Genomic DNA, 23,636 nt, shown 5'->3' with positions numbered 1-23,636 from the left:
GTCGGGACACCTGCGTGGGCCGGGTTAGTCACACAACAGACAAACTAAGCGTGGAACGTCGCGTTCCAGAACGTATTCAGATCGGCCTCGCTGCGCACCAGCAGGTCCATATCGCGCTTGACCACGCGTTCCAGCTCCGCGGGAGCGAACGCGACGGCCTGGCTTTCAGGGGGCAAGGCAGCGTCGGTCACGGTGGGCGTCAGGTAAAGACGTGCGGCCAGCGCCTGTTGCACCTTGGGGTCGAGCAAGGCATTCATAAACGCGGCGGCGCAGGCCCGGTTGGGACCGGCGGCGACGGGCGCGGCCTGCGACACCGCGGGGATCAGTCCTTCGCGCGGCACCACGGACGCCAGATCCAGGCCTTCCTTCTTCCATTTCAGCGCGGTCGAACGCCAGACCAGCGCGGCCCGCACCTGGCCATGGCGGAAGGCGCGCGCGAGCGTGGTGTCGTCGTAATAGGCACGGGCACCCTGCGCACGCAGCGCGGTCAACCAGGCGCGGCCCGCTTCGAGGTCCGTGGCGCCCTTGCCGCCCGCCAGCGAACCGGCGATGGCCAGCGCGCCCGGCATGCCGTCGAGCAGGCCGATGTGGTCCCTGGACTGCGCGGACGTGGACGCGCCACTGCCGGTAGCGCCATTGGCCGAGCCTTCCTTCACCGAAGGATCTTTGACCCCGGCATCCTTGGAGGCGGCATTCTCGGTGGCCGGCTCGACCAGCGCGGCCAGGCTGTCCGGCGGCGTCTTGAACTTGCTCTTGTCGTAGACCAGCACCAGGCCCGTCCAGGCATAGGGAACGGCGGACGTGGATTGCAGCGCGGGCAGCACCTGCGCGCCGCGCGGCACCGCCTGAGCGTCGATGGGGGCCAGCCCCCCCTCCATCTGGATCGCGCGCAATTCACGGTCGCGCAGGACGACGAGGTCCAGGGTGGGCTTGCGCGCGCCGGTTTCGGCGCGGATGCGCGTACGCTGCGCCAAGGCGCTGGCGATCTGATACGCGGGCACCAGGCCGCCCTGCGCCAGCAAGGGATCGAGCACTTCCTGCAGCAGGGCCTGCCGCGTGCCCGCGGCGATGCCGACCGATACCCCGGCCCCGCACTGCGCGGCCGCGCGCGCCAGCCCTGGCAGGCCCAAGAGCGCGGACGCCGCCGGGCCGGCGGCCATCAGCGACGACATACGCAGAAAAGAACGACGTGCACGCAAAGCGGCCATGTCACGAACTCCAGATACCTGATGGGACCCTTATTTTCATCCCATGTCCAACCGCTTGTCACGCGGTGCTCCGTTACTGTTTCAACGCCGCGGGGCGGACGGCCGCGCGGCGTTGGGATCGGCATGGACAGCATGCCGACCCCGCATTCATCCTATTGTCATCAAGCTGGCATTGCCGCCCGCCGCGGCCGTATTCACGCTGATGGAGCGTTCCGCCACCAGCCGGTCCGGCACATAGCGCGCGCCCTGCCCCAGCGCCTCCGTCGTCAGCCCCTGCACCGGCACGATGGCGCCATCACGCGCCGCGACGCGCCGCTGGAATACCAGCAAGGCATCGCCGTCGCCTTCGAACAAGGCTGCCTGGAAGTCGGCCTGCTCCAGGTCCGCGTCCGCCACCAGCGTCACAGTGTCCCGCTGTCCGGCGTCCAGACCCTGCTGCGCGCCGCGCGCGACGGCATTGTCCAGATACATGACGCGGTTGCCGGCCGCTCGCGCCGCGGACCACTGCGCCAGCGCGCCCGCTTCGGACGCCGCCACGCACAGCACCGTGCCGCGCGGCTCCAGCCGGTAAGTATTGGATTCGCCGGTCGGTCCCGGCAAGGCGATCGACAAGGGCAAAGCGGCAGGCGTCGCCCCTGCCCCGCCGTGGCCCTCACCCACCGGCAAGCCTGGCGGGCGTACGGACAACAAGCGATACATGTACAAGGGCCCGCCCGCCTTGGGGCCCGTTCCCGAGAGCCCCTCGCCGCCGAAGGGCTGCACGCCCACCACGGCGCCGACGATATTGCGGTTGACGTAGATATTGCCCGCGTGGACACGGCGGGTGACGTGGGCGATGGTTTCGTCGATGCGCGTGTGCACGCCGAAGGTCAGGCCATAACCACTGCCGTTGATGTCGTCCAGCACGCTGTCGAGCTGGTCGCGCTTGTAGCGCAGCACGTGCAACACCGGCCCGAACACTTCGCGCTTCAGTTCGCGCAGGCTGTCGAGTTCGATCAGCGTGGGCGGCACGAAAGTGCCATGGCGCGCGGCGGCCAACGGCGTGGTCTGGGTGATCGTCCTGCCAGCCGCGCGCATCGCGTCGATATGACGCTGGATGGTGTCGCGCGCCTCGGCATCGATGACCGGACCCACGTCGGTCGACAGATGATCGGGATTGCCCACGCGCAACTCGTCCATGGCGCCGCGCAGCATGTGCAGCACGTGCTCCGCGCTGTCTTCCTGCAGGCACAGCACCCGCAGCGCCGAACAGCGCTGGCCGGCGGAATCGAAGGCCGACGTCAGCACGTCATACACCACCTGCTCGGCCAGCGCCGACGAGTCGACGATCATGGCATTCTGGCCGCCGGTCTCGGCGATCAGGGGGATGGGATGCCCCGCGTCGTCAAGGCGTTCGGCCAGGCTGCGCGCGATCGACCGCGCCACGTCGGTGGAACCGGTGAACATCACGCCCTTGACGGCGGGACTGGCTACCAGCGCCGCGCCCACGGTCTCGCCGCGCCCCGGCAGCAATTGCACCGCATCGGCCGGCACGCCTGCGGCCCGCAGCATGGCCACGGCCTGCGCCGCGATCAAAGGCGTCTGTTCGGCCGGCTTGGCCAATACGGTATTACCGGCGGCCAATGCCGCCGCCACCTGGCCCGTAAAGATCGCCAGCGGGAAATTCCATGGGCTGATGCACAGCACCGGCCCCAGGGGGCGATGGGTATGGTTGTCGAACTCGCGCTCGGCCTGGTCGGCGTAATAGCGCAGGAAGTCGACGGCCTCGCGCACTTCGGCGATGGCATTGGGCAGGGACTTGCCCGCCTCACGCACGATCAGCCCCAGCAAGGTCTGCATCTGCCCTTCGAGCAGCTGCGCGGCCCGGCGCAGGCAGTGCGCGCGCTCCAGCACCGGCGTCGACTGCCAGATCGGCGCGCCGGCCACGGCATGGCGCAAAGCGTCCTCGACGTCGCCATCGCTGGCTTCGATCACCTCGCCCACCACGTCACGCAGATCGGCGGGATTGCGCACGGGCCGCGCGCGTTCGGCGTCCCAGGCCAGTTGCTCGCCCACCGTAGGCGCGGCACGCCAGGGCGTGGCGGTGCTGGACAGCAGCGCCGCGGACAGCGACGCCAGCCGGTGCTCATTGCTCAGATCCAGGCCCTGCGAATTCAGCCGCGCGCCCTTGGCCGCGGGACCGTACAACTCGCGCGGCAGCGGGATTTTCTCGTGCGGGGCGCCTAGCGGCTGGATGAGCTGGGCGGTCTCGACGGGGTCTTCCACCAGCTCGTCTATCGACACGCTGTCGTCACCGATCCGGTTGACGAAGGACGTGTTGGCGCCGTTTTCCAGCAGCCGGCGCACCAGGTAGGCCAGCAACGTTTCATGCGTGCCCACTGGCGCGTAGATGCGGCAAGGGCGATTCAGCTTGCCCTGCCCCACCGGCCCCACCACTTCGTCGTATAGCGATTCCCCCATGCCGTGCAGGCACTGGAACTCATACTGGCCGGGATAGAAGTTCTGGCCGGCCATCTGATAAATGGCCGACAAGGTGTAGGCATTGTGCGTAGCGAATTGCGGGAACACCGCCTCGGGCGCGCCCAGCAGCTTGCGCGCGCAGGCCAGGTAGGAGACGTCGGTATAGACCTTGCGCGTGTACACCGGATAGCCTTCCAGGCCGTCCACCTGGGCGCGCTTGATCTCGCTGTCCCAATAAGCTCCCTTGACCAGACGGATCATCAGGCGATGGCGGCTGCGGCGCGCCAGGTCGATGACGTAATCGATGACGAAGGGCGCGCGCTTCTGGTAAGCCTGGATGACGAAGCCGATGCCGTTCCAGCCTTCCAGCTCCGGATCGAAGCACAGGGCTTCCAGCAGATCCAGGGATATTTCCAGGCGATCGGCCTCTTCCGCGTCGATGTTAAGGCCGATGTCGTAGCTGCGCGCCAGCCGGGTCAGCTGCAATACGCGCGGCAGCAGCTCGGTCATGACCCGCTCGCGTTGCGCGCGCGAATAGCGGGGATGAAGGGCCGACAGCTTGATCGAGATACCCGGCCCCTGATAGATGCCGCGTCCGGCCGCGGCTTTGCCGATGGCCTGGATGGCCTGCTCGTACGACGTAAAGTAGCGGTCCGCGTCGGCCGACGTGGTCGCGGCTTCGCCCAGCATGTCGTAGGAATAGCCGTAGCCCCTGGCCTCCATCTTGCGGTTGTTGGCCAGGGCTTCCGAGATGCTTTGGCCGGACACGAACTGTTCGCCCATCATGCGCATGGCGATGTTCACGCCCTTGCGGATCAAGGGCTCGCCGCCCTTGCCGATAAGGCGCGTCATGGCGCGCGACAGCGACTGCTCGCTGTTGACCGCCACCAGCTTGCCGGTGAGCATCAAGCCCCAGGTCGCGGCGTTGATGAACAGGGACGGCGAACTGCCCATATGCGACTTCCAGTCGCCGTGCGCGATCTTGTCGCGGATCAGGGCGTCACGGGTGGCGCGATCCGGTATGCGCAGGAGCGCTTCGGCCAGGCACATCAGAGCCACGCCTTCCTGGCTGGACAGCGAGAACTCCTGGATCAGGCCCTCGACCCCGCCGCCCGTGCGCTTGCCGCGCAAGGCCTTGACCAGGCCGGCCGCCATGGCATGCGCCTTGTCGGCATTGGGTACTCGCGCCTGGCCCAGCAACAGCGCCACGCACTCGGTTTCCGGCCGCCGATAGGCCGCCGTGATGGCCGCACGCAGCACGGATTGCGGCTGCACGTCCTGGCCGAATTCGAAGAACGGCGGCACCTGAGCCTGCTGGCTCAGGTCGGCGTCCTCCACGCCTGCCTGCGCACCGCCGTTGAAATGCGATATCTCCGCCGGTAGCTGGCCGCGCTCGATGCGGTCCAGGTACGACACAATGGCCTGCTTATGCAGCCAATGGGGCGTGCAATTGAGTTTTGCCGCCGCGTTCTTCAGCCGATCGCGCAACGCATCGTCGACCTTGACGCCTAGAGTAGTAGTAGCCATGCTGCGTGAGGCCCGGCCCGGTTGAACTCGTTGATCGAGATTGCCCTGCTGTCCGCCTAGTGAAGATGGTTGTGATAGATCTTGCCGCCCTTCATGACCAGGGGAATGCGTTCGCCCTGGCCCAGCAGGCAGGTGATGTCCATGTAGGGATTGCCGTCCACCACCAGCACGTCCGCATAGGCGCCGGCCATCAACCGGCCCAGCTTGTCCTGCATGTTCAGGACCTCGGCGCCCACCAGGGTGGCGCTCTGGATCACTTCGTGGTTGCTCAGCACCTCGGCGCGGATGCGGAACTCATCGCTTTGCAGGCGTTGCGACGGGCCCAGCAGATCGGTGCCGAAGCCCATCTTCACGCCGGCGCGCTTGAACAGCGACAGCGACTCCAGGCCGGCGGTGCGCACGGAGGCGATCTTGATCACGCTGTCCTCCGGCAGACCGTACTGCGCGCCCTCGTTGGCCAGCGCCTCGTAGGTGACCAGGGTGGGCACCACGTAAGCGCCCTTCTCCGCCATCAGGCGGGCCACGCGCTCGTCGATCAGATTGCCGTGCTCGATGGTGCGCACGCCCATGTTGACGGCGCGTTCGATGGCCTCGGCGGTGTAGGAGTGCGCCATCACATACGTCTGGCGCGCGCGGGCCTCGTGCACCATGGCGCGGATTTCGTCATCCGAATAGCCCCAGGATGCGATGGGATCGGTGGGCGAAGCCACGCCGCCCGACGCCATGATCTTGATCTGGTCCGCGCCCATCTGCAGTTCCTGCCGCACCGCCTTGCGCACGTCGTCCACCCCATCGGCCACGCGGCCGATATCGCCGGCACGGAAGCAGCAGCCGCAGAAGCTCATGGGGCGCAGATGGTCCGAACGGGGCCGGGGATCGCCGTGGCCGCCGGTCTGGCTGATGGCGCGGCCGGAGATGAACAGGCGCGGGCCGACCACGGTGTCTTCCTTGACCGCGCACTTCAAGCCCCAGCCGGCGCCGCCCGCGTCGCGCAAGGTGGTGAAGCCACGCCGCAGCATGGCCGCCATGATGGGAACCGAGCGCATCATCACCAGCGCGTCGGGCAGCACGCCCTGCGAGCTGAGGTTCAGCTGCGTGGCCATCACGTGGCCGTGCAGGTCGATGAAGCCGGGCATGACGGTCTTGCCCTTGATGTCGATCACCTGCGCCGACGCCGACTGCAGCGGCCGGTCGGACACTTCCTTGATCAGGCCGTCCTCGACCAGGACATCATGGCCTTCCAGCAATTCACCCACTTTGGGGTCCAGCAGATTTCCATTCTTGAACAGGACGGCGGTCATCGGTAGTCTCCGGATGCGGTCAACGAGTAATGATTCGATGGTTCAAACCGTTCGATCGGTTGGAACGGTTGGAGCGGTTGGAGCGAACATAAAAACAAAAAGGCAATACGGTGCACGCGCTGTCATGACGTCATCGTCTTCACATAGCGGCGATGGATCAGCCAGTTCGACAGCAAGGCCATCAGCAAGGTGGCGCACACCAGCACCAGGGCCAGCGCCGACCCGAAAGGCCAGTTGGACCCGCGCGTGATCTGGTCGTACAGCGCCGGCGCCATCATGGTGATGCCGCTGCCGCCCAGCAATACCGGCGTCGCATAGGCGTTCATGCACAGGATGAACACCAGCACCGTGCCGGCCGCCACGCCAGGCGCGGCGATGGGCAGGACCACGCGGCGCAGCGTCGTGAAGAAGTTCGCGCCCAGGTTCTGGGCCGCTTCCTCGACCGAGAAATCGATGCCTTCCAGCACGCTTTGCAGGGTCAGGATGAAATAGGGCAGCACCACGGCCGTGGTGCCGATCACCACCGCCAGCGGCGTGTAGAGCAGCTTGATCGGCTCGGCCGTCAGGCCCAGGCCCACCAGCACGGCGTTGACCGCCCCGGCATTGCCCAGGATGATCATCCAGCCGGCCGCGCGCACCACGTTGCCCACCAGCAGCGGGAACACCAGCAGGATGATCAGCAGGCTCTTGTAGCGGCTCTGCGTCTTGGCCAGGAAGTAGGCCACCGGGAAACCCAGGGCCAGCGCCAGCACGGTACACAGCGCGGCCACGCCCAGGGTGGTGAAGAACACGCCACGGTAATAAGCGTCGCCGAAGAACTTGGCGTAGTTCTCGAAGGTGAAGCCGGCCTGCAAGGTTTGCGTCGGACTGAAGTGCTCGAAGCTGTAGCGGAACAGCATCAGGATGGGCACCAGCACGATGACCAGCACCACCAGCGAGGCGGGGAACGCCATGCTGGCGCCGCGCGCCCGCGCGCCGCCGGACGCCGCCGGAGCGCCGGCCGCCACGAAGGGACGCGTGGCGACGGGGGTGCCGTCCGCGGAAGCCTGGGGGTCGGATTGGGTGGATGTCTGCATGGTGTCCGGCCTCAAGCGCTGAACGCCACGCAGTCGGCGGGATGGAAGCAGGCGTAGACCGGCGCGCCTTGCGCCAGCGCGGGCGCGGCGCCGCCCGCGTGAACCGATCCTGCATGCACGGACCCCGCATTGGGCGCCCGGCAGCCCAGCACATCGCCGCTGTCCAGCCGCACGCGCACATCGATATGCGCGCCCAGATACGACACGGCGTCCACCTTGCCCGCCAGGGCATTGGGACCGTCCGCCTGCGCGCGCAAGGCGACCCGCTCGGGCCGCACGCCGACGCGCGTGCTGCCCGACGCGGCCTCGCCCACCGCCAGCCGCAAGCCACGCGCCGTGGCGAAGACGCCCTGGCCGTCCATGCGGCCGTCGAAGAAATTCATCTTGCCCAGGAAGTCGGCCACGAATAGATTTTCCGGCTTCTCGTACAGCGCTTCGGGGGTGCCGACCTGCTGCACGCGGCCGTCATGCATGATGGCCATGCGGTCGGCGATGGACAGCGCTTCTTCCTGATCATGCGTGACGAAGATGGTCGTCAGACCAAGGCGCTGCTGCAAGGTACGGATTTCGTCGCGCACTTCCAGACGCAGCTTGGCGTCCAGGTTGGACAGCGGTTCATCGAGCAGGAAAACCTTGGGCTGGATCACCAGCGCCCGTGCGATGGCCACCCGCTGCTGCTGCCCGCCCGACAACTGGCGCGGATAGCGGTCGCGCAGCTCACCCATGCGCACCATATCCAGCGCGTCGGCGATGCGGCGCTGACGCTCGGCCCCCGCCACCTTGCGCATTTCCAGACCGAAGGCAACGTTCTCGGCCACCGTCATGTGGGGGAACAAGGCATAGCGCTGGAACACCATGCCCGTGTCGCGCCGATGCGGCGGCAAGGCCGTGACGTCCTGTTCACCGATGCGTATCGTGCCCGCCGTGGGCGTGATGAAACCGGCGATCATGCGCAAGGTGGTGGTCTTGCCGCAACCGCTGGGGCCCAGAAAAGCCACCAGCTCGCCGTCGGCGATGTTCAAGGAAAAATCGGCCACGGCCAGCGCGCCGCCGTACTGTTTACGGAGTCCTTCAAGGGCAACATTGGCCATCTTTCACACCACCTGACTGAGTTTGACGTAGCGGTCGGTGACCAGCATGACGATACCGAGCATGAGGATCTGCACCGACGCCACCGCGGCGATGGTGGGATCCAGGTTGAACTCCAGGTATTGCATGATGGCGATCGGCAGCGTCGTGCGGCCGGGTCCCACGAGCGACAGGGACAGCTCCAGATTCTCGAAGGAGACGATGAAGGAGAACAGCGCCGCCGCCACGATGGCGGGCCGCAACATGGGCAAGGTGACGCGGAAGAACGCGACGCGGCCGCTGGCGCCCAGGTTGCGCGCGGCCTCTTCGATGGAAGGATCCAGTCCGCTCATACTGGCCGAGACCAGGCGCACGGTCCACGGTATGGTCAGGCAGACGTGCGCCAGCACCAGGCCGCCGTAGGTGCCGACGATATCCATGTCCAGGGTGTTCTCGGCGCGCAGGTAAAACAGGTAGATGGCGACACCGGCGACGATGCCCGGCACCAGCAGGGGCGACAGCAGCAAGGTGTTGACGGCCTGGGACCCACGGAAGCGATGGCGGATGATGCCCAGCGCCGCCAGCACGCCCAGCGCGACACCGCAGACGGCCGCGATCAGGGCGACCTGCATGCTGAACAGAAAGCCGTTGGCGAACGCCGAGTTGTCCCAGGCCTTGACGTACCAGGACAGCGTGTATCCCGACGGCGGGAAATAAAGGATCGCGTCCTTGAAGAAGCTGAGCCACACCACGAACAGCAGCGGGCAAAGCATGAAGAAGTAGATCAGCGCGACGAAGGCGCGATGCAGCCAACGCAGCCACGGGAAGGACGGCGCCGCGACGCCACGGCGGGCGGGCGGCGGATGGGACGAAGCTGCTGATGCTGCCACGACGTGATTCCCCTTAGCGCTGGACGGCTAGTACCGTCCGGTCTGTAGTGAAACCACATCCTACGCGCCGGAAAACCTTTAGGACATTAAGGCTAACCCGGACACATGAGCAGGTGCGACCTTAATCAGAAATCGGGTTGCACCCCAGCAGCTGGACTTGCGCCGAACCGGGCCGGGGGCTGCTCTGGCTTTGCGACTGGATGGCACTGGCTATCGTCAATCCCAGATCGCGCGTGGCATCGCGCAGGCCATGCACCGCCGCTTCGGCGCCCGTGCCGCTGACAGGCACGCGGCTGATGCTGCGGCACTGCCAGGCCTGCCCCTTCAGATTGGCGGGCCGCACCCGCCAGGTGGCGTCCACGACCGCCTCGACCCCGGTGATGCTCTCCACGCGCTGCACGTCGACGGCCACGCGCCACACTGGCGCGCTGGCGGGCGCGCGGATGGCCTGCACGTCCGGCACCTGCAGGGTACGAGTCAGCGTGTCGGACAGCGCGCCACGCACCTCGTCGGCCAGCGGCGCCGACCAGCGTTCGGAGTACAGCGGCGTCAGGCCACCGCCCTGTTCACGCATCATCAACTGGGGTTGATCGGCTTGCGGCGGCACGTTGACCGGCAGCACTTCCAGCATGAAGGCCGGCGTCGCCGCCGGAGCGTTGCTGCTGTCAGGCAGCTCCGCGCCCATGAGCGTGTAGTAATGGACGGGCGGCGAACTGGCGCAACCCGCCAGCAAGGCCACGCCCGCCGCCAGGGCCGACAGACGAAGTTTCATTTCTTATTTCCTATTCGGACTGCGCCCGGGTATGGGATCGTCGCCACGCCCGCGCAGCAAGGCTTCCGGATTGGCCTGCAGGAAGTCGGACAGCACACGCAGGGAACGCGCCGCGCGGGTGAGCTCCTGGATGGCCCGGTCCGAATTCGCCAGCACGCCATTGTCCGAAGACAGCATGTTGCTGATGTCGTTGAGCGACTTGCCGGCCTGCTTGATCATGGCCTGGGCTTCGGGCGCGACCTGGTTGTTGAGCTTGTTCATCAGGCGCGAAGCATTCGCCAGCGTCGTGTTGAGCTCGTTGCCGATCTTGTCGAAGGGGATCTTCTCGATCTTGTTGACGATGTTGGTGATCTGCTGCTGCAGCTGATCCAGGTTGCCCTGCGTCGTGGGAATGTCGGCCCGGCCGGTGCCGTCCCAACTGAATTCCACCTTCGGCTGATTGGGGAACACGTCCAGCGCCACGTAAAGCTGGCCCGTGAGCAGGTTGGACGTGCGCAATTGGGCGCGCAAGCCGTGCTCGACCATGGACCCCAGCAGGCGGCCACCCGGATGGGAGGGGTTGTCGCCATCCTGGCGGATGGAGTAATCACGCACGCGTTCGTACACCGATCCCAGGCGCTGCGGATAGAGGTTGGCATCGATCACCGCATAGAAGCGCTTCTTCTCGGTGTCGAATTCCATGTTGATGGACTCTACCTGCCCCAGCGTGATGCCGTTGAAATCGACGGGCGCGCCCACGTTCAGCCCGCGTATGGATTGGTAGTACTCCATGCGGATGGGGAAAGGTTCGCCGTCGGGCGTGGCCTTGGCTGTCGCCTCGCTGCCATAGAGGGTAAAGGTGGAATCGGCCTTGGCGACCTTGGTGTTCGCCTGCACCGCCTGAGAGGGCTTGGCGGGCGTGGCGCTGGATCCCGGCGGCTGGATGGCCTGCGCGGAACTCGGCGCGCCCGTCGCCGCGCCGCCCTGGGCGTTGGCATTGGCGGACGGCTTGCCGGCATTGTCCTCCGGCTGGATCTGGCTACCGCGGGCGGCGGGATTCTGCTTGCCTTGGCTGCCCTGCGTGCCCTGTCCTGCCTTGCCGTCGCGGCCCTGCGCGCTCCCTTGCGGCACGCCCTGCTTGTTGCCCTGCCCGCCGCTGGCATCCTTGCCGGCGGCGTTTTTCGCCTGCGCGGCCGCGGAAGCGGCGCGCAGCGCCGCGCTGGCCGTCTGCTCCGGCGACATGGCAGCCCCGTCCTTGGGCTCGCCCTTGCCGCTCAGCGCCGAGGGCGGCAGGCCTTGCGGCGCCGTGCTGGCGCCGGGCGCCGCGCCGCTGCTGCTGTCGTCCATGTCCTCGAAGGCGATGCCGCCCACCGCCACCGACAGCAGCGACTGCGTACGCACCTTGAGCCCGTCGGCATTGACGGTGAAGTCGACGCCGCTGGCATTCCAGAAATGCGTGGTGGTCGTGACGAACTTGTCGTTCGGCGCGTCGATGAAAACCTGCACGTTGACGCTCTTGCCGGAGCTGTCCAGCTGATAACCGATCACCTGACCCACGCTGATGCGGCGGTAGTAGACTGGCGACCCGACGTCCAGCGAGCCAAGATTGTCGGCTTTCAAGGTGAAGCGCTTGCCGGGCCGGTCATGCGTCACCTCCGGCGGCGTTTCCAGGCCGACGAACTGGGTTTTCTCGGCCGTCGTCACCGGCTTGCCGTCGGGACCCTTGCTGGAACTGGAAGGCGCGTCGACGCCGATGTAGGCGCCCGACACCAGGGTGCTGAGACCCGACACACCGCTCAAGCCCAGCCGCGGCCGCACCACCCAGAAACTGCTGCCCTCGCGGGCCAGGCTGGCGGCGTCCTTGTCGATATCGGCGGTGACGATCACCCTGGAGCGATCCTCGTTCAGCTTGATGGCCTTGACCACGCCGACGTTGACGTCCTTGTAGCGCACCTGGGTCTTGCCGACCTCCAGCCCTTCCGCTGTCTTGAACGTGATGGTGACGCTGGGCCCCGCTTCCAGCCAGGTCCGCGCGACCAGGGAAATGCCTGCCACGGCCGCCACCACGGGCACCAGCCAGATCCAGGAGATCCGCCGCTTCTTGCGCGTGACCTCCGGGACCTTGATACGACTGGTCTCGTCGGGAGAATTTGAATCGGCCATGCTGGGATGTTCCTTAATGTTCTTCTAAAGGTGGGAGGACCCACCCCGACACGCTGTGCGCGTCAACGGACCCCGCGTCCGTCCATGTCCGTGTCCACGCTCGGTGGAGCATGCTCAACCGTTGATACGGGCGCGCGAGCGGCAATTTGCGTGCCCGCTGCCTCGATATCCCAGCCGCGACGTGGATCGAAGCTCATCGCCGCCAGCATCGTCAGTATCACCACCGAGCCAAACGCCGCGGCCCCCGGCGCCGCGCTGATTTCCATCAGGCCATGGAAATTGGCCAATGCCGCCAACAGGATCACCACGAAAACGTCCAGCATGGACCACTGTCCGATGAATTCCACCATCGTATAGAGCCGGGTCCGCTGCCGCAGATTCGTGGTGCTGCCGAACTGAATGAACAGGGCCAGCACCGCCAGGGAAATGAGTTTGGTCAAGGGCACCATGACACTGGCGACGAACACGATGGTAGCAAGGTCCCACGACCCCATCTGCCACAGCTCGATCACGCCGCCCAGGATGGTATGCGCACTGTCCCCCAGAAGGGAAGAGATGGACATCACCGGCAACACGTTTGCGGGAATATAGAAGACGGCCGCGGCGATCAGCAAGGCCCACGTACGCGACAGGTGATCGGGCTTGCGCAGGTGCAGCACCGCGTTGCAGCGCTGGCAGTGATGCGCGGACTCGGGATGATCCAGGGGCACGCTCTGCACCTGGCCGCAGACGTGGCAGCCCGTCAGGATCTCGCCCTGCCGTTCCTCGGGCACATGCGCACGCACCACGCCGGTGTCTTCCGCGTAGCGCCACAGCGCGTGCGGCGACAGCCGGCCCAGTATGGTCAACAGAATGGTCAGCAAGGCAAAGCCGGCCAGGCCGAAACCCGGCTGCACCGACGCCATGCCCGACAGCTTGACCACCGCCACCAGCACACCCAGCATGAACACCGGCACCATGCACCAGGGCCGCAACAGCCCCAGCAGGCGCATGGCCAGCCTGAAGGCGGGCGGCAGGCGCCCGCGCGACAAGGGATAAAGCACCCACATCAGCAGCAGCAACTGCACCATGGGCAAGGCGAAACCGGCCGCGCCGGTCATCAGCGCGACCACCCAGTGGCCCTGGTCCCAGGTGACGGTAAGGGCGTCCAGCAAGGACGCCTGCTGCTCCATGCCCTGCACCTGCATCTTCGCCACCGGATAGGCGTTGGCGATCATGAAGACGATGGCGGTGGTGATGGCCAGCGCCAGCCAGGAGCCAAGCGTAAGGCCGCTGTAGCGCCACAAGGTGGTGCCGCAGCGGCCGCAATTGGCGACCTCGCCGGGAGCGAGGTCATGCCTGCGAAAGATGCTTGCGCAATGCTCGCAGGCGATCAGAGGACGCAGGCGGGTCATCGGCTGATCACCCGCATCCATGGAGCTCACCGTCAATCAGCCAGCGCCACTTCCCGTGCGTCCGGCGCGTCCGACGACGGCTTCTCGCCGTACGAAAGAACGACCTTGCCGTCGGCATCCAGGTCCACCGTCACCGTGCCGCCGTCGACCAGCTTGCCGAACAGCAGCTCGTCGGCCAGCGCGCGGCGGATGGTGTCCTGAATCAGCCGCTGCATGGGACGCGCGCCCATCAGAGGATCGAAACCCTCCTTGGCCAGATGCGCGCGCAAGGCGTCGGTGAAGACCGCCTCGACCCGGCGCTCGTGCAACTGATCTTCCAGCTGCATGAGGAACTTGTCGACCACGCGCAGAATGATTTCGCGGGTCAGCGCCGAGAACGGGATGATGGCGTCCAGACGGTTGCGGAACTCAGGCGTGAACATACGCTTGATTTCCGCCATCTCGTCGCCGGCCACACGCGAATTGGCGAAACCGATGGACGGGCGGTTGAGCGTTTCCGCGCCGGCGTTGGTGGTCATGATCAGGATGACATTGCGGAAATCGGCCTTGCGTCCGTTGTTGTCCGTCAACGTGCCGTGGTCCATGACCTGGAGCAGGATGTTGAAGACATCCGGATGCGCCTTCTCGATTTCATCCAGCAGCAGCACGCAATGCGGCTGCTTGTTGATGGCCTCGGTCAGCAGACCACCCTGGTCGAAACCGACGTATCCCGGCGGCGCGCCGATCAGGCGCGACACCGCGTGACGCTCCATGTACTCCGACATGTCGAAGCGCAGCAGCTCCACGCCCAGGGTGAACGCCAGCTGGCGCGCGACTTCCGTCTTGCCGACCCCCGTGGGACCGGAGAACAGGAAGGCACCGATGGGTTTTTCCGGTTTGCCCAGACCCGAACGCGCCATCTTGATGGCAGCCGACAGCGCCTCGATGGCATTGTCCTGGCCGAACACCACCGTCTTCAGGTCGCGGTCCAGGGTTGCCAGCTTGCTGCGGTCGTCATTGGAAACCGACTGCGGCGGAATGCGGGCGATCTTGGACACGATGTTTTCGATGTCCACCTTGCCGATGACCTTCTTCTGACGCGAACGCGGCAGCAGGCGCTGTGCGGCACCGGCTTCATCGATCACGTCGATGGCCTTGTCCGGCAGATGGCGGTCATTGATGTGGCGTGCCGACAACTCGGCCGCGGCCAGCAAGGCGGCGGACGAATAGCGGACGTTGTGGTGTTCCTCGAAACGCGTCTTCAAACCGCGCAGGATCTGCACGGTCTGTTCCACGCTGGGTTCGCTGACGTCGATTTTCTGGAAACGACGCGACAGCGCGTGATCCTTTTCGAAGACCCCACGGTATTCCGTATACGTGGTCGCGCCGATGCACTTGAGCTGGCCCGAAGACAAGGCCGGCTTGAGCAGGTTGGACGCGTCCAGGGTGCCGCCCGACGCCGAACCGGCGCCGATCAGCGTATGGATTTCGTCGATGAACAGGATGGCGTCGGGATTCGCGCGCAATTGCTTGAGCACGCCCTTGAGCCGCTGTTCGAAGTCGCCGCGATACTTGGTACCGGCCAGCAAGGCGCCCATGTCCAGCGCAAAGACTTGAGCCGCTTGCAGAATCTCCGGCACTTCGCCGCGCGTGATGCGCCAGGCAAGGCCTTCCGCGATGGCGGTCTTGCCGACACCGGCTTCGCCCACCAGCAAGGGGTTGTTCTTGCGCCGGCGGCACAGCACCTGGATCACCCGCTCGACTTCCGTCTCGCGACCGATCAGGGGATCGATACGACCAGCCAGCGCGGCCGCGTTGAGGTCATTGGCATATTGATCCAACGGCGACTGGCGCGACTCGCCCTGCTCCTCGGGAGCCGGCTGCTGTTCTTTCTGCGTCGCGGCCGATTCGACCTGCGGCTGCTTGGTAATACCATGCGACAGGAAGTTGACGACGTCCAGGCGGGTTACGCCCTGCTGTTGCAGGTAATAAACCGCGTGCGAATCCTTTTCGCCAAAAATGGCCACCAATACGTTCGCGCCGGTCACCGGCTTCTTGCCGGTGCCGCCTGCCGAAACGTGCATGATCGCGCGTTGGATCACCCGTTGGAAACCCAGCGTCGGCTGCGTATCCACTTCGGCGCCACTCGGAATCACGGGCGTATTTTCGGAAACGAACTGGCGCAAGTTACGACGCAGATCGTCCAGATTCGCCGCGCACGCGCGCAAGACTTCGACAGCTGAAGCATTATCCAGTAAGGACAGCAACAGATGTTCGACAGTAATAAATTCATGGCGAGCCGAACGGGCCTCGACAAAAGCCATATGCAGGCTGACTTCAAGCTCTTGGGAAATCACGCTTCCTCCATAACGCATCGAAGCGGGCATAAACACAGGACATATTCTATGCCTATCGAGCAGTAACGCCAGCGATTTCAAAACCTACCCGATCGTAACGCCCTCGGCTGTCCATGACCGTGAGCGTATACCGACCGTCGTTCGCCAGCGACACCGTGAACGGACGTCCCGCCGGGCCATGCCCAAGCACGCGCCCATCGAGCATCCACCATATATCGCCATCAACCCCTTGCGCATCGACGTCCACCGCCACGCGGTTGCTGCCCGGCACTGGCCGTAGCACCGACCCGTTGGCCAGGCCCATCAAACGCAGGGGAGCCTGCGTACCGTCCGCATAACCCACAAAGGTCGGCGGAACAGTGTCATTCAAAGCCCAAGCCGGCCGCTGCTCCGGACACGTGCCACCGAGCACGCTACCCAGACGCAGCCCCAAGGGCCAACACGTCACAACAGCCTTGACCGTTTCCGGCCGCGGACGTTCCCGCGGCGGACCGTCCGGCAAGGCCGACACGATATCCTGTAACAAAGGCGCCGCCACGTTGGCCCCGAAATACCCGGGATTGGGTGTTCCGTCAGGCCGGCCAACCCAGACGCCTATCGTCCAATTGTCCGTGACGCCAACCGCCCAGGCATCGCGGAACCCAAAACTGGTGCCGGTCTTCCACGCCAGGCGCTTGCCCGGCGAACCGGACTGCGACTGGTAGAAAGGCCGGTCGGGATGCCCTCCCCCTTCAAGGATGTCCCGCACGATCCATGCCGCACCGGCACTCATCATACGGGACTCGATGCGAGGCTGATCCGGGCGCAGACGCGGTTTCCCGGACAAGCCGCCCCGCGCCAAGGCCCGGTAGGCACCCACCAGTTCTTCCAATGTGGTGCCACCCCCGCCCAAAATCAAGCTCAGATTGGGAACCGCCCCGGCAGGCATGCGCAGACGGACACCGCCACCTAGCATAACCGATGCGAAATGGGCCGGTCCGACCCGGTCCAAAAGGTCTACCGCGGGCACATTCAAGGACCGCTGCAGGGCCTGGGACACGCTGACGGGACCGGAAAACGACGCCTGGAAATTTCCCGGGGCGTAACCGCCGAAAGACATCGGCACGTCCATCAGCAGGCTTTCGGAATGGATCAGGCCGTCGTCCAGCGCCAGACCGTACAGAAAGGGTTTGAGCGTGGATCCCGGCGAGCGGATCGCCGTGACCATATCGACGTGGGCGTAACGGCTGTCGTCGGAAAAATCTGCCGAACCGGCGTAGGCCTTGACCTCCAGGGTATCGTTGTCCATCACCAGCACGGCCATGGAGACCTTGGGCGGCAGGGTGTCGACCCGGTCCAGCAGCATCTGCTCGACCCGGTCCTGGATTTCGACGTCCAGATTGCTGGCAAGCAGCGGCGGGCGCTTGTCGCGCCGCCCGCCCGGCGGCCGGGCCTCGCGCAACAGGCGTTGCGCCGCCAAAGGGGCCACCCAGCGGGCGCGCAGCGGCGGCGCCACCACGGTTTCGATCTTGGCGTCATCGACCTCGGCGCGGGTCCAGCGGCCCAGCTCGACCATGCGGTCCAGCACCTTGTCGCGCGCCACCCGGGCAGTGTCGGGGTGGCGGTCGGGGCGCAGGCGGGTGGGTGCCTGCGGCAGCGCCGTCAGCAAGGCAGCCTCGGCCGCGCTGAGGTTACGCGCCGACTTGCCCAGCCATAAGCGCGACGCCATCTCCACGCCCTGCACGATGCCGCCCATGGGGGCGCGGCTCAGGTACATGGAAAGGATTTCGTCCTTGCTGTAGTGCATCTCCAGCTGGATCGCGCGCCAGGCCTGGCGCAACTTGGCCCCGATCGAACGCGAAGGCTGGCCGTTCAGCCTGGGGTCGATCAGCCGCGCCACCTGCATGGTCAGGGTGGAGCCGCCGGACACGATGCGGCCATGCGCCGCCCATTGCCAGGCCGCGCGCGCCATGGCCACCGGATTGACACCCGGATGCCAGCGGTACCAGCGGTCCTCATAGGTCAGCAGGGATTGCAGGTATAGCGGCGACACCTGGTCAGCCGTGATGGGATAACGCCAGATGCCGTCGCGGCTGGGATAGTTGCGCAGGGGCGTGCCGTCGGCCGCCACCACCACGGTGGCGCCGTCGGCATAAGGCGCCGGCAGGGGAAACAGCCTGTCCAGCACCAGCAACGTCACGGCCAGCAAGGCCACCAACGCCAGCGCCGCCTGAAACAGGCGGCGCTGGCGGCGGCGTCCGGCCGGCCGGCGGCCGGGCTTCCGGTCCCCGGGTTGCGGGAAGCCGGCAGCCTGCGGGCTTACTTGCCCTTCGGCGCGTTGCGGTCGCGTACTTCGATCTTGCTCCATTGCTCGCCTACGCCACGCAATTCCGGACGGTACATGTCTTCAGCCACCGTCGACGGGACCGCGTACTTGCCAGGTGTGACCACCCGGAGCATGTAGAAGATATCCACCGCGCCGCTGCCCAGCGACACCGCGGCGACATACCGGTCGTCACGGAATTCGGTGTGCTTGATATTGGGATTGGACAGCGCGTCGGCCACGCGGCGGTTGCCGATGGTCCAGTCGTTCATGTCCGGGTTGGCCGTGAGGTTGAGATTCTCCACCTCAAGACCCGCCGGCACGCGATCGATCACCAGGCCGTCCGGAATGCGACGGCTGGCATCGGCGCGGATCCAGGCCACCAGGATATCCCCGGTCTGCAAGCTGCCGCCATCCCAGGCCGTGCCGTTCGGACGATACCAGCGGCGCTGCACACGGATGACGTCAGTACGCGGCGTCGGCGGCGTGATGCTGCTGCCCTGGATGTCCAGTTCGGCGAACACCGGCTGGCTGCCCGAGTTGATGAGTTGCAGGCCGCCCATGTCGTTGGCGCGCAGCGATACGGTCTGGTCACCCGTGGCCTGCACCACCTTGCGGACGGTGCCGTTGGCCAGGGTCACTTCCCACGGCGCGTCCTTCTTGCCTCCGGCGGTGCGAGCCGCCAGCAACAGGGCCATCTGCTCCTGCGTGGAGAAGTAGGACCGGCTGCCCAGGCGCGAGGCCAGGTCGGTGAGCAGGGTTTCACGGCGCTCGTGGCGCAGGTCGTACTGCGCCATCAGCGCATAGGACATGGCCACATCGCGCACCGGGGTGCCGTAATCACCCATCCACTCATCGATATACAGGTTCGTGCCGGACGCCGAAGCAGACGAGACGAAAGCCATGCCATATTGGCGCGTCATGGCTTGATCCAGGGCAGCCTTCATGCGGCCCTCGTCGCCCATCAGCTTGAAGGCGGCGGCCAGCTGCACCAGCGGCAGCGGCGAACGCGCACGTTCCTGATAGTTGTCGTAGAGCTGGCGCACGGTGGCCAGCGGTGCCTTGCCATCACGAGCCAGAACCAGCGCGGCGGCCGCCAGGCCGGCGAAGCGGCGATGGTCTTCGCGCAGCACGCTCAGCTCGTTGGAGCCGACCCGGCCCGATTCCACGCCACGCTTCAGATTGGCCGACCACGTACCGAAGGTGCTGCCGGTCTGCTGCACTTGCTGCAACAGCCAGGTGCGCGAACGCTCGATGGTCGCTTCCGGCACGCTGAAGCCGCGCTCGCGGGCATCCTGCATGAAGCTGGTGGCATAGGCCGTCAGCCAGACATCGCGGCTGCTGGTGTCGCCACCCCACAAGGAGTACGACCCATTGGACGCACGCATGCCGGACAAGCGCGCCAGCGCGCCGTTGACCTTGTCCTCGCGCAGGGTGGCCGAGAACTTGTCGACCTTGTAGCGCTGGGCCATCTCGGCATCCATCAACAGCCACGGGAAGGTGGCGCTGACGGTCTGCTCGGTGCAGCCGTAGGGATAGGACAGCAGGTCATGCACCAGGCGCGCGACGTTGAACGGCGGCTCGGTCGACATGGTCAGACTGACGGTGGTCGAGTCAGGGAAGTAACGCGCCACCCAGTCGGCCTGCGTGGCCGCGCTTTCGCCCGGCATCAGGCGCAGACGGCGCACCTGGCGTTCGTCGGCCTGGGCCGGCTGCACTTGCAGCACCGACTCACGCACGATGTGCACCGGCTTGTCGCCGCCCTGCGCGTCCACGGTCAGGCGCATCAGGCCCAGCCCATAGGAGCCGGTCGTGGTGGCCGTGAAGCGGACGGTGGTGCGTTGCTTGTCCTTCAGGGTGACGGTGCGCGTGCCATCGGTGATGGCCAGCGGATCGTTGGCTTCCAGCTTGACCGTGACCTTCTGCGGCGCGCCGCTGAGGTTGGTCACGTCCAGCGCGATGGCCGCTTCGTCGCCGGGCGTGATGAAGCGCGGCGTGCTCAGCTCGGCCACGATGGGCGCCGCCACGGTCATTTCAGCGTCGGCGCTGCCGTACTCGTCGTTGGTGAAGGCCACGGCCATCAGGCGCAGGGTGCCGTTGAAGTCCGGCAGATCGAGCGGGATCTCCGCTTCGCCCTGCGCGTTCAAGGTGACGGGACCGGAGAACAGATCCACCAGCTTGACCTTCTTCGGCAGGGTCTTGGTGTCGCCGCGCATGGCCGCGTCACCGCCCCACTTCAGGCGGCCCTTGGTGCCGTCCATCTTCTCGATCAGCTTGCCGTACATGTCCAGCAGATCGGGCGCGTAACGGTGCTTGCCGAAGAAGAAGTTGAAGGGATCCGGGGTCTGGTACTGATCGATGTTCAGGATGCCGACGTCCACCGCCGACAGCGTGACGGTAGCCTTCTTGTTGGCCGCGCCATCCACCTTGATCTTGACCGTCGTGCGGGTCTCCGGCAGCACCTTGGCGGGCGCTGTCAGATGCACCGCCAGCTTGCGTCCTTCCGCCTGCAGAGGCAGATAGGCCAGTCCCACCGCGCGCGCCGGGGTGACGCGGTCGCCCGCGCTGCCCGGGCGGAACACCACCGCGCCCACATACAGGTCGTGGCGCTTCCAGCTCGGATCGATGGGGATCTCGACTTCCGTGCCGGTGGCCTTGGCGGCCACCCAGGTCGACCACAGCATGCGGTCGCCTTCCACGGTGACCAGGGCCTGGCCGTCGTGCGGCGGCGTCAGGGTCAGCTTGACCTTGTCGCCCGCCTTGGCAGGCACACCTTCAAGTTTCATCTGCACACGGTCCGGGCGATTGCCGGCGGACTCATCGTCCTGGGCGCCCCAGCCCGCGTAGAAGCGGTATTTCAGGACCTGATCCGTTTCGGGATCGCTGATTTCCAGGCGATAGCGGCCGTAGTTGACCGGCAGGCTCATCGGCAGGCGTCCGTTCAAGGCCACCACGCGCGAGTCGACCAGTTCCTCGGTCTCGGTGTAGCCGCTGTTCCAGCCGCGCTGGTCGTCATAGCGCCAGTAATACTTGCGCTCTTCCTTGTAGAGGCGCACCTGGGCGGCCTGCAGCGGAGCTGCCTCGCCCTTGCCGTCGACGCGGATGACTTCGAAATTCGCCGGCGCGCCTTCACGCGTGACGTTGCTGTCGAACAGCGGACGCACGGCGATCAGCTTGGCCGCCGGCCACATGCTGCGCTCGATGGAACGCACCACCGGGCGGCCGCCCGACTCCAGCAGGCTGGCCGACACACGCACCTTCAGCGGCGAGGACGCGTCCTTGTAGTTGGAGGTGTCGACGCTGATATTGCCCTTGCCCTTGTCGTCCAGCTGGCTCTCGGGCAGCTCTTCATAACGCTTGATGCTGTCGTCGTTGACGTCGCCGAAGATGAAGCCGGGCCACTTCTGCGGCAGCGCATAGCGGTCGCGCTTGATCGTGTAGCTGGAAAGCAGGCGGTTGCCCGCAGCCGGCGCGCCATACAGGTAGTCGCCCTGCACGTCGATGTCCAGCCCGTCGCCGGGGCCCAGCGGGCCGTCTTCGGCCTGCAGCGTCATCTTCATGCGCTCGGGCAGGAATTCCTCGACCTTGAACGGCCACGTGGCATCGGCCCGGCGCGAGGCGGGGTCGACCCGCAGTTCCAGCATCCAGGTGCCCGTTTGCGCATCCAGGGGCAGATCGATGGCGTGTTGCAGATAGCTGGGACGATCCTTGTCCTTGTCCGGGCTCCACAGCGCGGTCAGCACCGTGCGGCCATCAGGACGTTTGATGGTCGCGGTCAGCGGCGCGCCGGACAGCGGCTGGCCGTCGGCGTTGCGCGGCAGCACAGACACGTTGAAGGTTTCACCCGGGCGATAAAGATCGCGGCCGGCATACACGAACAGATTGTTATCCACCGACGGCAGGCCGCCGATATCGAACTCCGACAGGTCCAGCGCCGGGTCGCCCAGCGCCAGCACGGTCATTTCCTTGCCGCGCGAGGCACGGATGACGCGCGCCTTGTCGAAACTGCCGTCGAAGCGCACATGGCCCTGGGCATCGGCGGCCGCCTTGGCCAGCGTCTTGCCGCTGGCGTCGATCAGCTCGACGGTGTCGCCCGAGATGGCCTGGCCTTCCTTGAGCGAGACCGTGTAGGCCTCGATGCGGTTGGCGTAGCGACGCGCGTGCAAGCCGATGTCGCTGACGTAGAAATAGGAGGTCTGGTATTCCTCACGAAAATGGCCGGGCTGGCTCATCACCGCGATATAGATGCCTGGCTCCTGCAATTCCTTGATGCCCTCGACCGGCAGGAACGTGACATGGCTGCGGTTGGGCTTGTCGTCGGTCAGGAAACGGCCCTGATAGACGCTGGTGCTCAAGGAGGTCAAGCGTTCCAGGTCCCAGGAACTCACCAGGCCCTTGAGCGAACGGTTGCCGTAGTAGTCGTTGTAGCCACCCTCTTCGTCATCATCGCTGGAGCCGCCACGGCCGCTCACCACGGAGTCGAAGAATTCAGGCACGCGCTCGGGCGCGACGCGCAGGAACTGCACATCCACCTCGGGCATATTCACCGTGGTCACCGGCAAACCGCCATTCTGGCCGGCCGGCAGCACCACGCCCTTGCTGGCGAAATAGAAGGACGGCGGCATCGCCTCGGTTTCGACATCGCAGTGCGCCGCCGTACCCAGGGTCACCTTGTCGCCGGCGCCGGGAAGATCCGCGCGCAGGCGGATGACGTAGCGGTGCTGCGGCACGACGAAGGGGAAGTAGATCATGCGCGGGTTGTCGCCCACCGTCCACGAACCCTGCACCGTCTTGCCGGTATCGGCGGCGGTGGCAGGCTGGTCCTTGGATTTCGCCTTCGAGTCATCGCTGCCCTTCAACGGACCGGTGTCGATGACTTCGATAAAGCGGCTGAGCTCGGTCTTGCGGTCGACCGGCTGCGTGAACGTCACGGCCAGCGACAGCGTGTCCGAATATTGGCGCGCCTTGCAAGCCAGGGTGCCGAAGGGATCCGCGGAGCCCACCGTAGCGGTGGAGGGTAGCGCCGGCGTGGCCGCCGTTTGCGTGGGTGCCTGCGCGGCCGGCGTCACCGTGCCTGAGGCTGCCGGCGCCGCGGTGGGCGCGCTGGACGGTTGGGCCACGGGGGCCGGTGATTCTGGAGACCGTTTCAAGAAGACGACA

General features: G+C 66.1%; 11 protein-coding genes and 2 pseudogenes. All 13 read right to left on the bottom strand.

Annotated features, from left to right (window positions below; translation table 11 throughout):
* Nucleotides 1-44: 44 nt before the first annotated feature.
* On the bottom strand, nt 45-1,208 hold the full coding sequence (locus ASB57_RS03580; RefSeq protein WP_057650621.1) for a PotD/PotF family extracellular solute-binding protein: 1,164 nt from the start codon (nt 1,206-1,208) through the stop codon (nt 45-47).
* Nucleotides 1,209-1,355: 147 nt separating this feature from the next.
* Nucleotides 1,356-5,195 (bottom strand): trifunctional transcriptional regulator/proline dehydrogenase/L-glutamate gamma-semialdehyde dehydrogenase, encoded by a 3,840-nt coding sequence (gene putA, locus ASB57_RS03575; RefSeq protein ID WP_057650619.1) that lies wholly within the window; start codon nt 5,193-5,195, stop codon nt 1,356-1,358.
* Nucleotides 5,196-5,251: 56 nt separating this feature from the next.
* Nucleotides 5,252-6,496 carry an amidohydrolase family protein gene (locus tag ASB57_RS03570; RefSeq protein WP_057650617.1) on the bottom strand — a complete coding sequence of 415 codons (1,245 nt, stop codon included), beginning with the start codon at nt 6,494-6,496 and terminating at the stop codon, nt 5,252-5,254.
* Nucleotides 6,497-6,618: 122 nt separating this feature from the next.
* Complete coding sequence (locus tag ASB57_RS03565; protein WP_082621337.1) at nt 6,619-7,572, bottom strand: ABC transporter permease; 954 nt, start codon at nt 7,570-7,572, stop codon at nt 6,619-6,621.
* A gap of 11 nt (nt 7,573-7,583) precedes the next feature.
* Nucleotides 7,584-8,663, bottom strand: a complete 1,080-nt coding sequence (locus ASB57_RS03560) for an ABC transporter ATP-binding protein (RefSeq protein ID WP_057650615.1) — start codon at nt 8,661-8,663, stop codon at nt 7,584-7,586.
* Between the two features lie 3 nt (nt 8,664-8,666).
* Nucleotides 8,667-9,458 carry an ABC transporter permease gene (locus ASB57_RS03555; RefSeq protein WP_057655886.1) on the bottom strand — a complete coding sequence of 264 codons (792 nt, stop codon included), beginning with the start codon at nt 9,456-9,458 and terminating at the stop codon, nt 8,667-8,669.
* A 193-nt stretch (nt 9,459-9,651) separates the two neighbouring features.
* Complete coding sequence (locus ASB57_RS03550) at nt 9,652-10,302, bottom strand: membrane integrity-associated transporter subunit PqiC (protein WP_057650614.1); 651 nt, start codon at nt 10,300-10,302, stop codon at nt 9,652-9,654.
* A gap of 3 nt (nt 10,303-10,305) precedes the next feature.
* A pseudogene (locus tag ASB57_RS31465) lies at nt 10,306-11,052 on the bottom strand (MlaD family protein); the annotation flags it as partial.
* A 573-nt stretch (nt 11,053-11,625) separates the two neighbouring features.
* A pseudogene (locus ASB57_RS30920) lies at nt 11,626-12,444 on the bottom strand (intermembrane transport protein PqiB); the annotation flags it as partial.
* Between the two features lie 62 nt (nt 12,445-12,506).
* Nucleotides 12,507-13,859 carry a paraquat-inducible protein A gene (locus tag ASB57_RS03540; RefSeq protein WP_231755329.1) on the bottom strand — a complete coding sequence of 451 codons (1,353 nt, stop codon included), beginning with the start codon at nt 13,857-13,859 and terminating at the stop codon, nt 12,507-12,509.
* Between the two features lie 11 nt (nt 13,860-13,870).
* Nucleotides 13,871-16,174: an ATP-dependent Clp protease ATP-binding subunit ClpA gene (clpA, locus tag ASB57_RS03535; RefSeq protein WP_057655884.1), complete on the bottom strand. Its 2,304-nt coding sequence runs from the start codon at nt 16,172-16,174 to the stop codon at nt 13,871-13,873.
* A gap of 52 nt (nt 16,175-16,226) precedes the next feature.
* Nucleotides 16,227-18,521, bottom strand: a complete 2,295-nt coding sequence (pbpC, locus tag ASB57_RS03530; RefSeq protein WP_082621336.1) for a penicillin-binding protein 1C — start codon at nt 18,519-18,521, stop codon at nt 16,227-16,229.
* Nucleotides 18,473-23,596 carry an alpha-2-macroglobulin gene (locus ASB57_RS03525; RefSeq protein ID WP_369822790.1) on the bottom strand — a complete coding sequence of 1,708 codons (5,124 nt, stop codon included), beginning with the start codon at nt 23,594-23,596 and terminating at the stop codon, nt 18,473-18,475. The genes pbpC and ASB57_RS03525 overlap by 49 nt, the downstream gene beginning before the upstream one ends.
* Nucleotides 23,597-23,636 lie beyond the last annotated feature (40 nt).

The organism is Bordetella sp. N (genome assembly GCF_001433395.1).
GTDB lineage: Bacteria > Pseudomonadota > Gammaproteobacteria > Burkholderiales > Burkholderiaceae_B > Bordetella_C.
The sequence above is the reverse complement of the archived record's forward strand: the minus strand, read 5'-3'. Positions and strand labels throughout refer to the sequence as shown.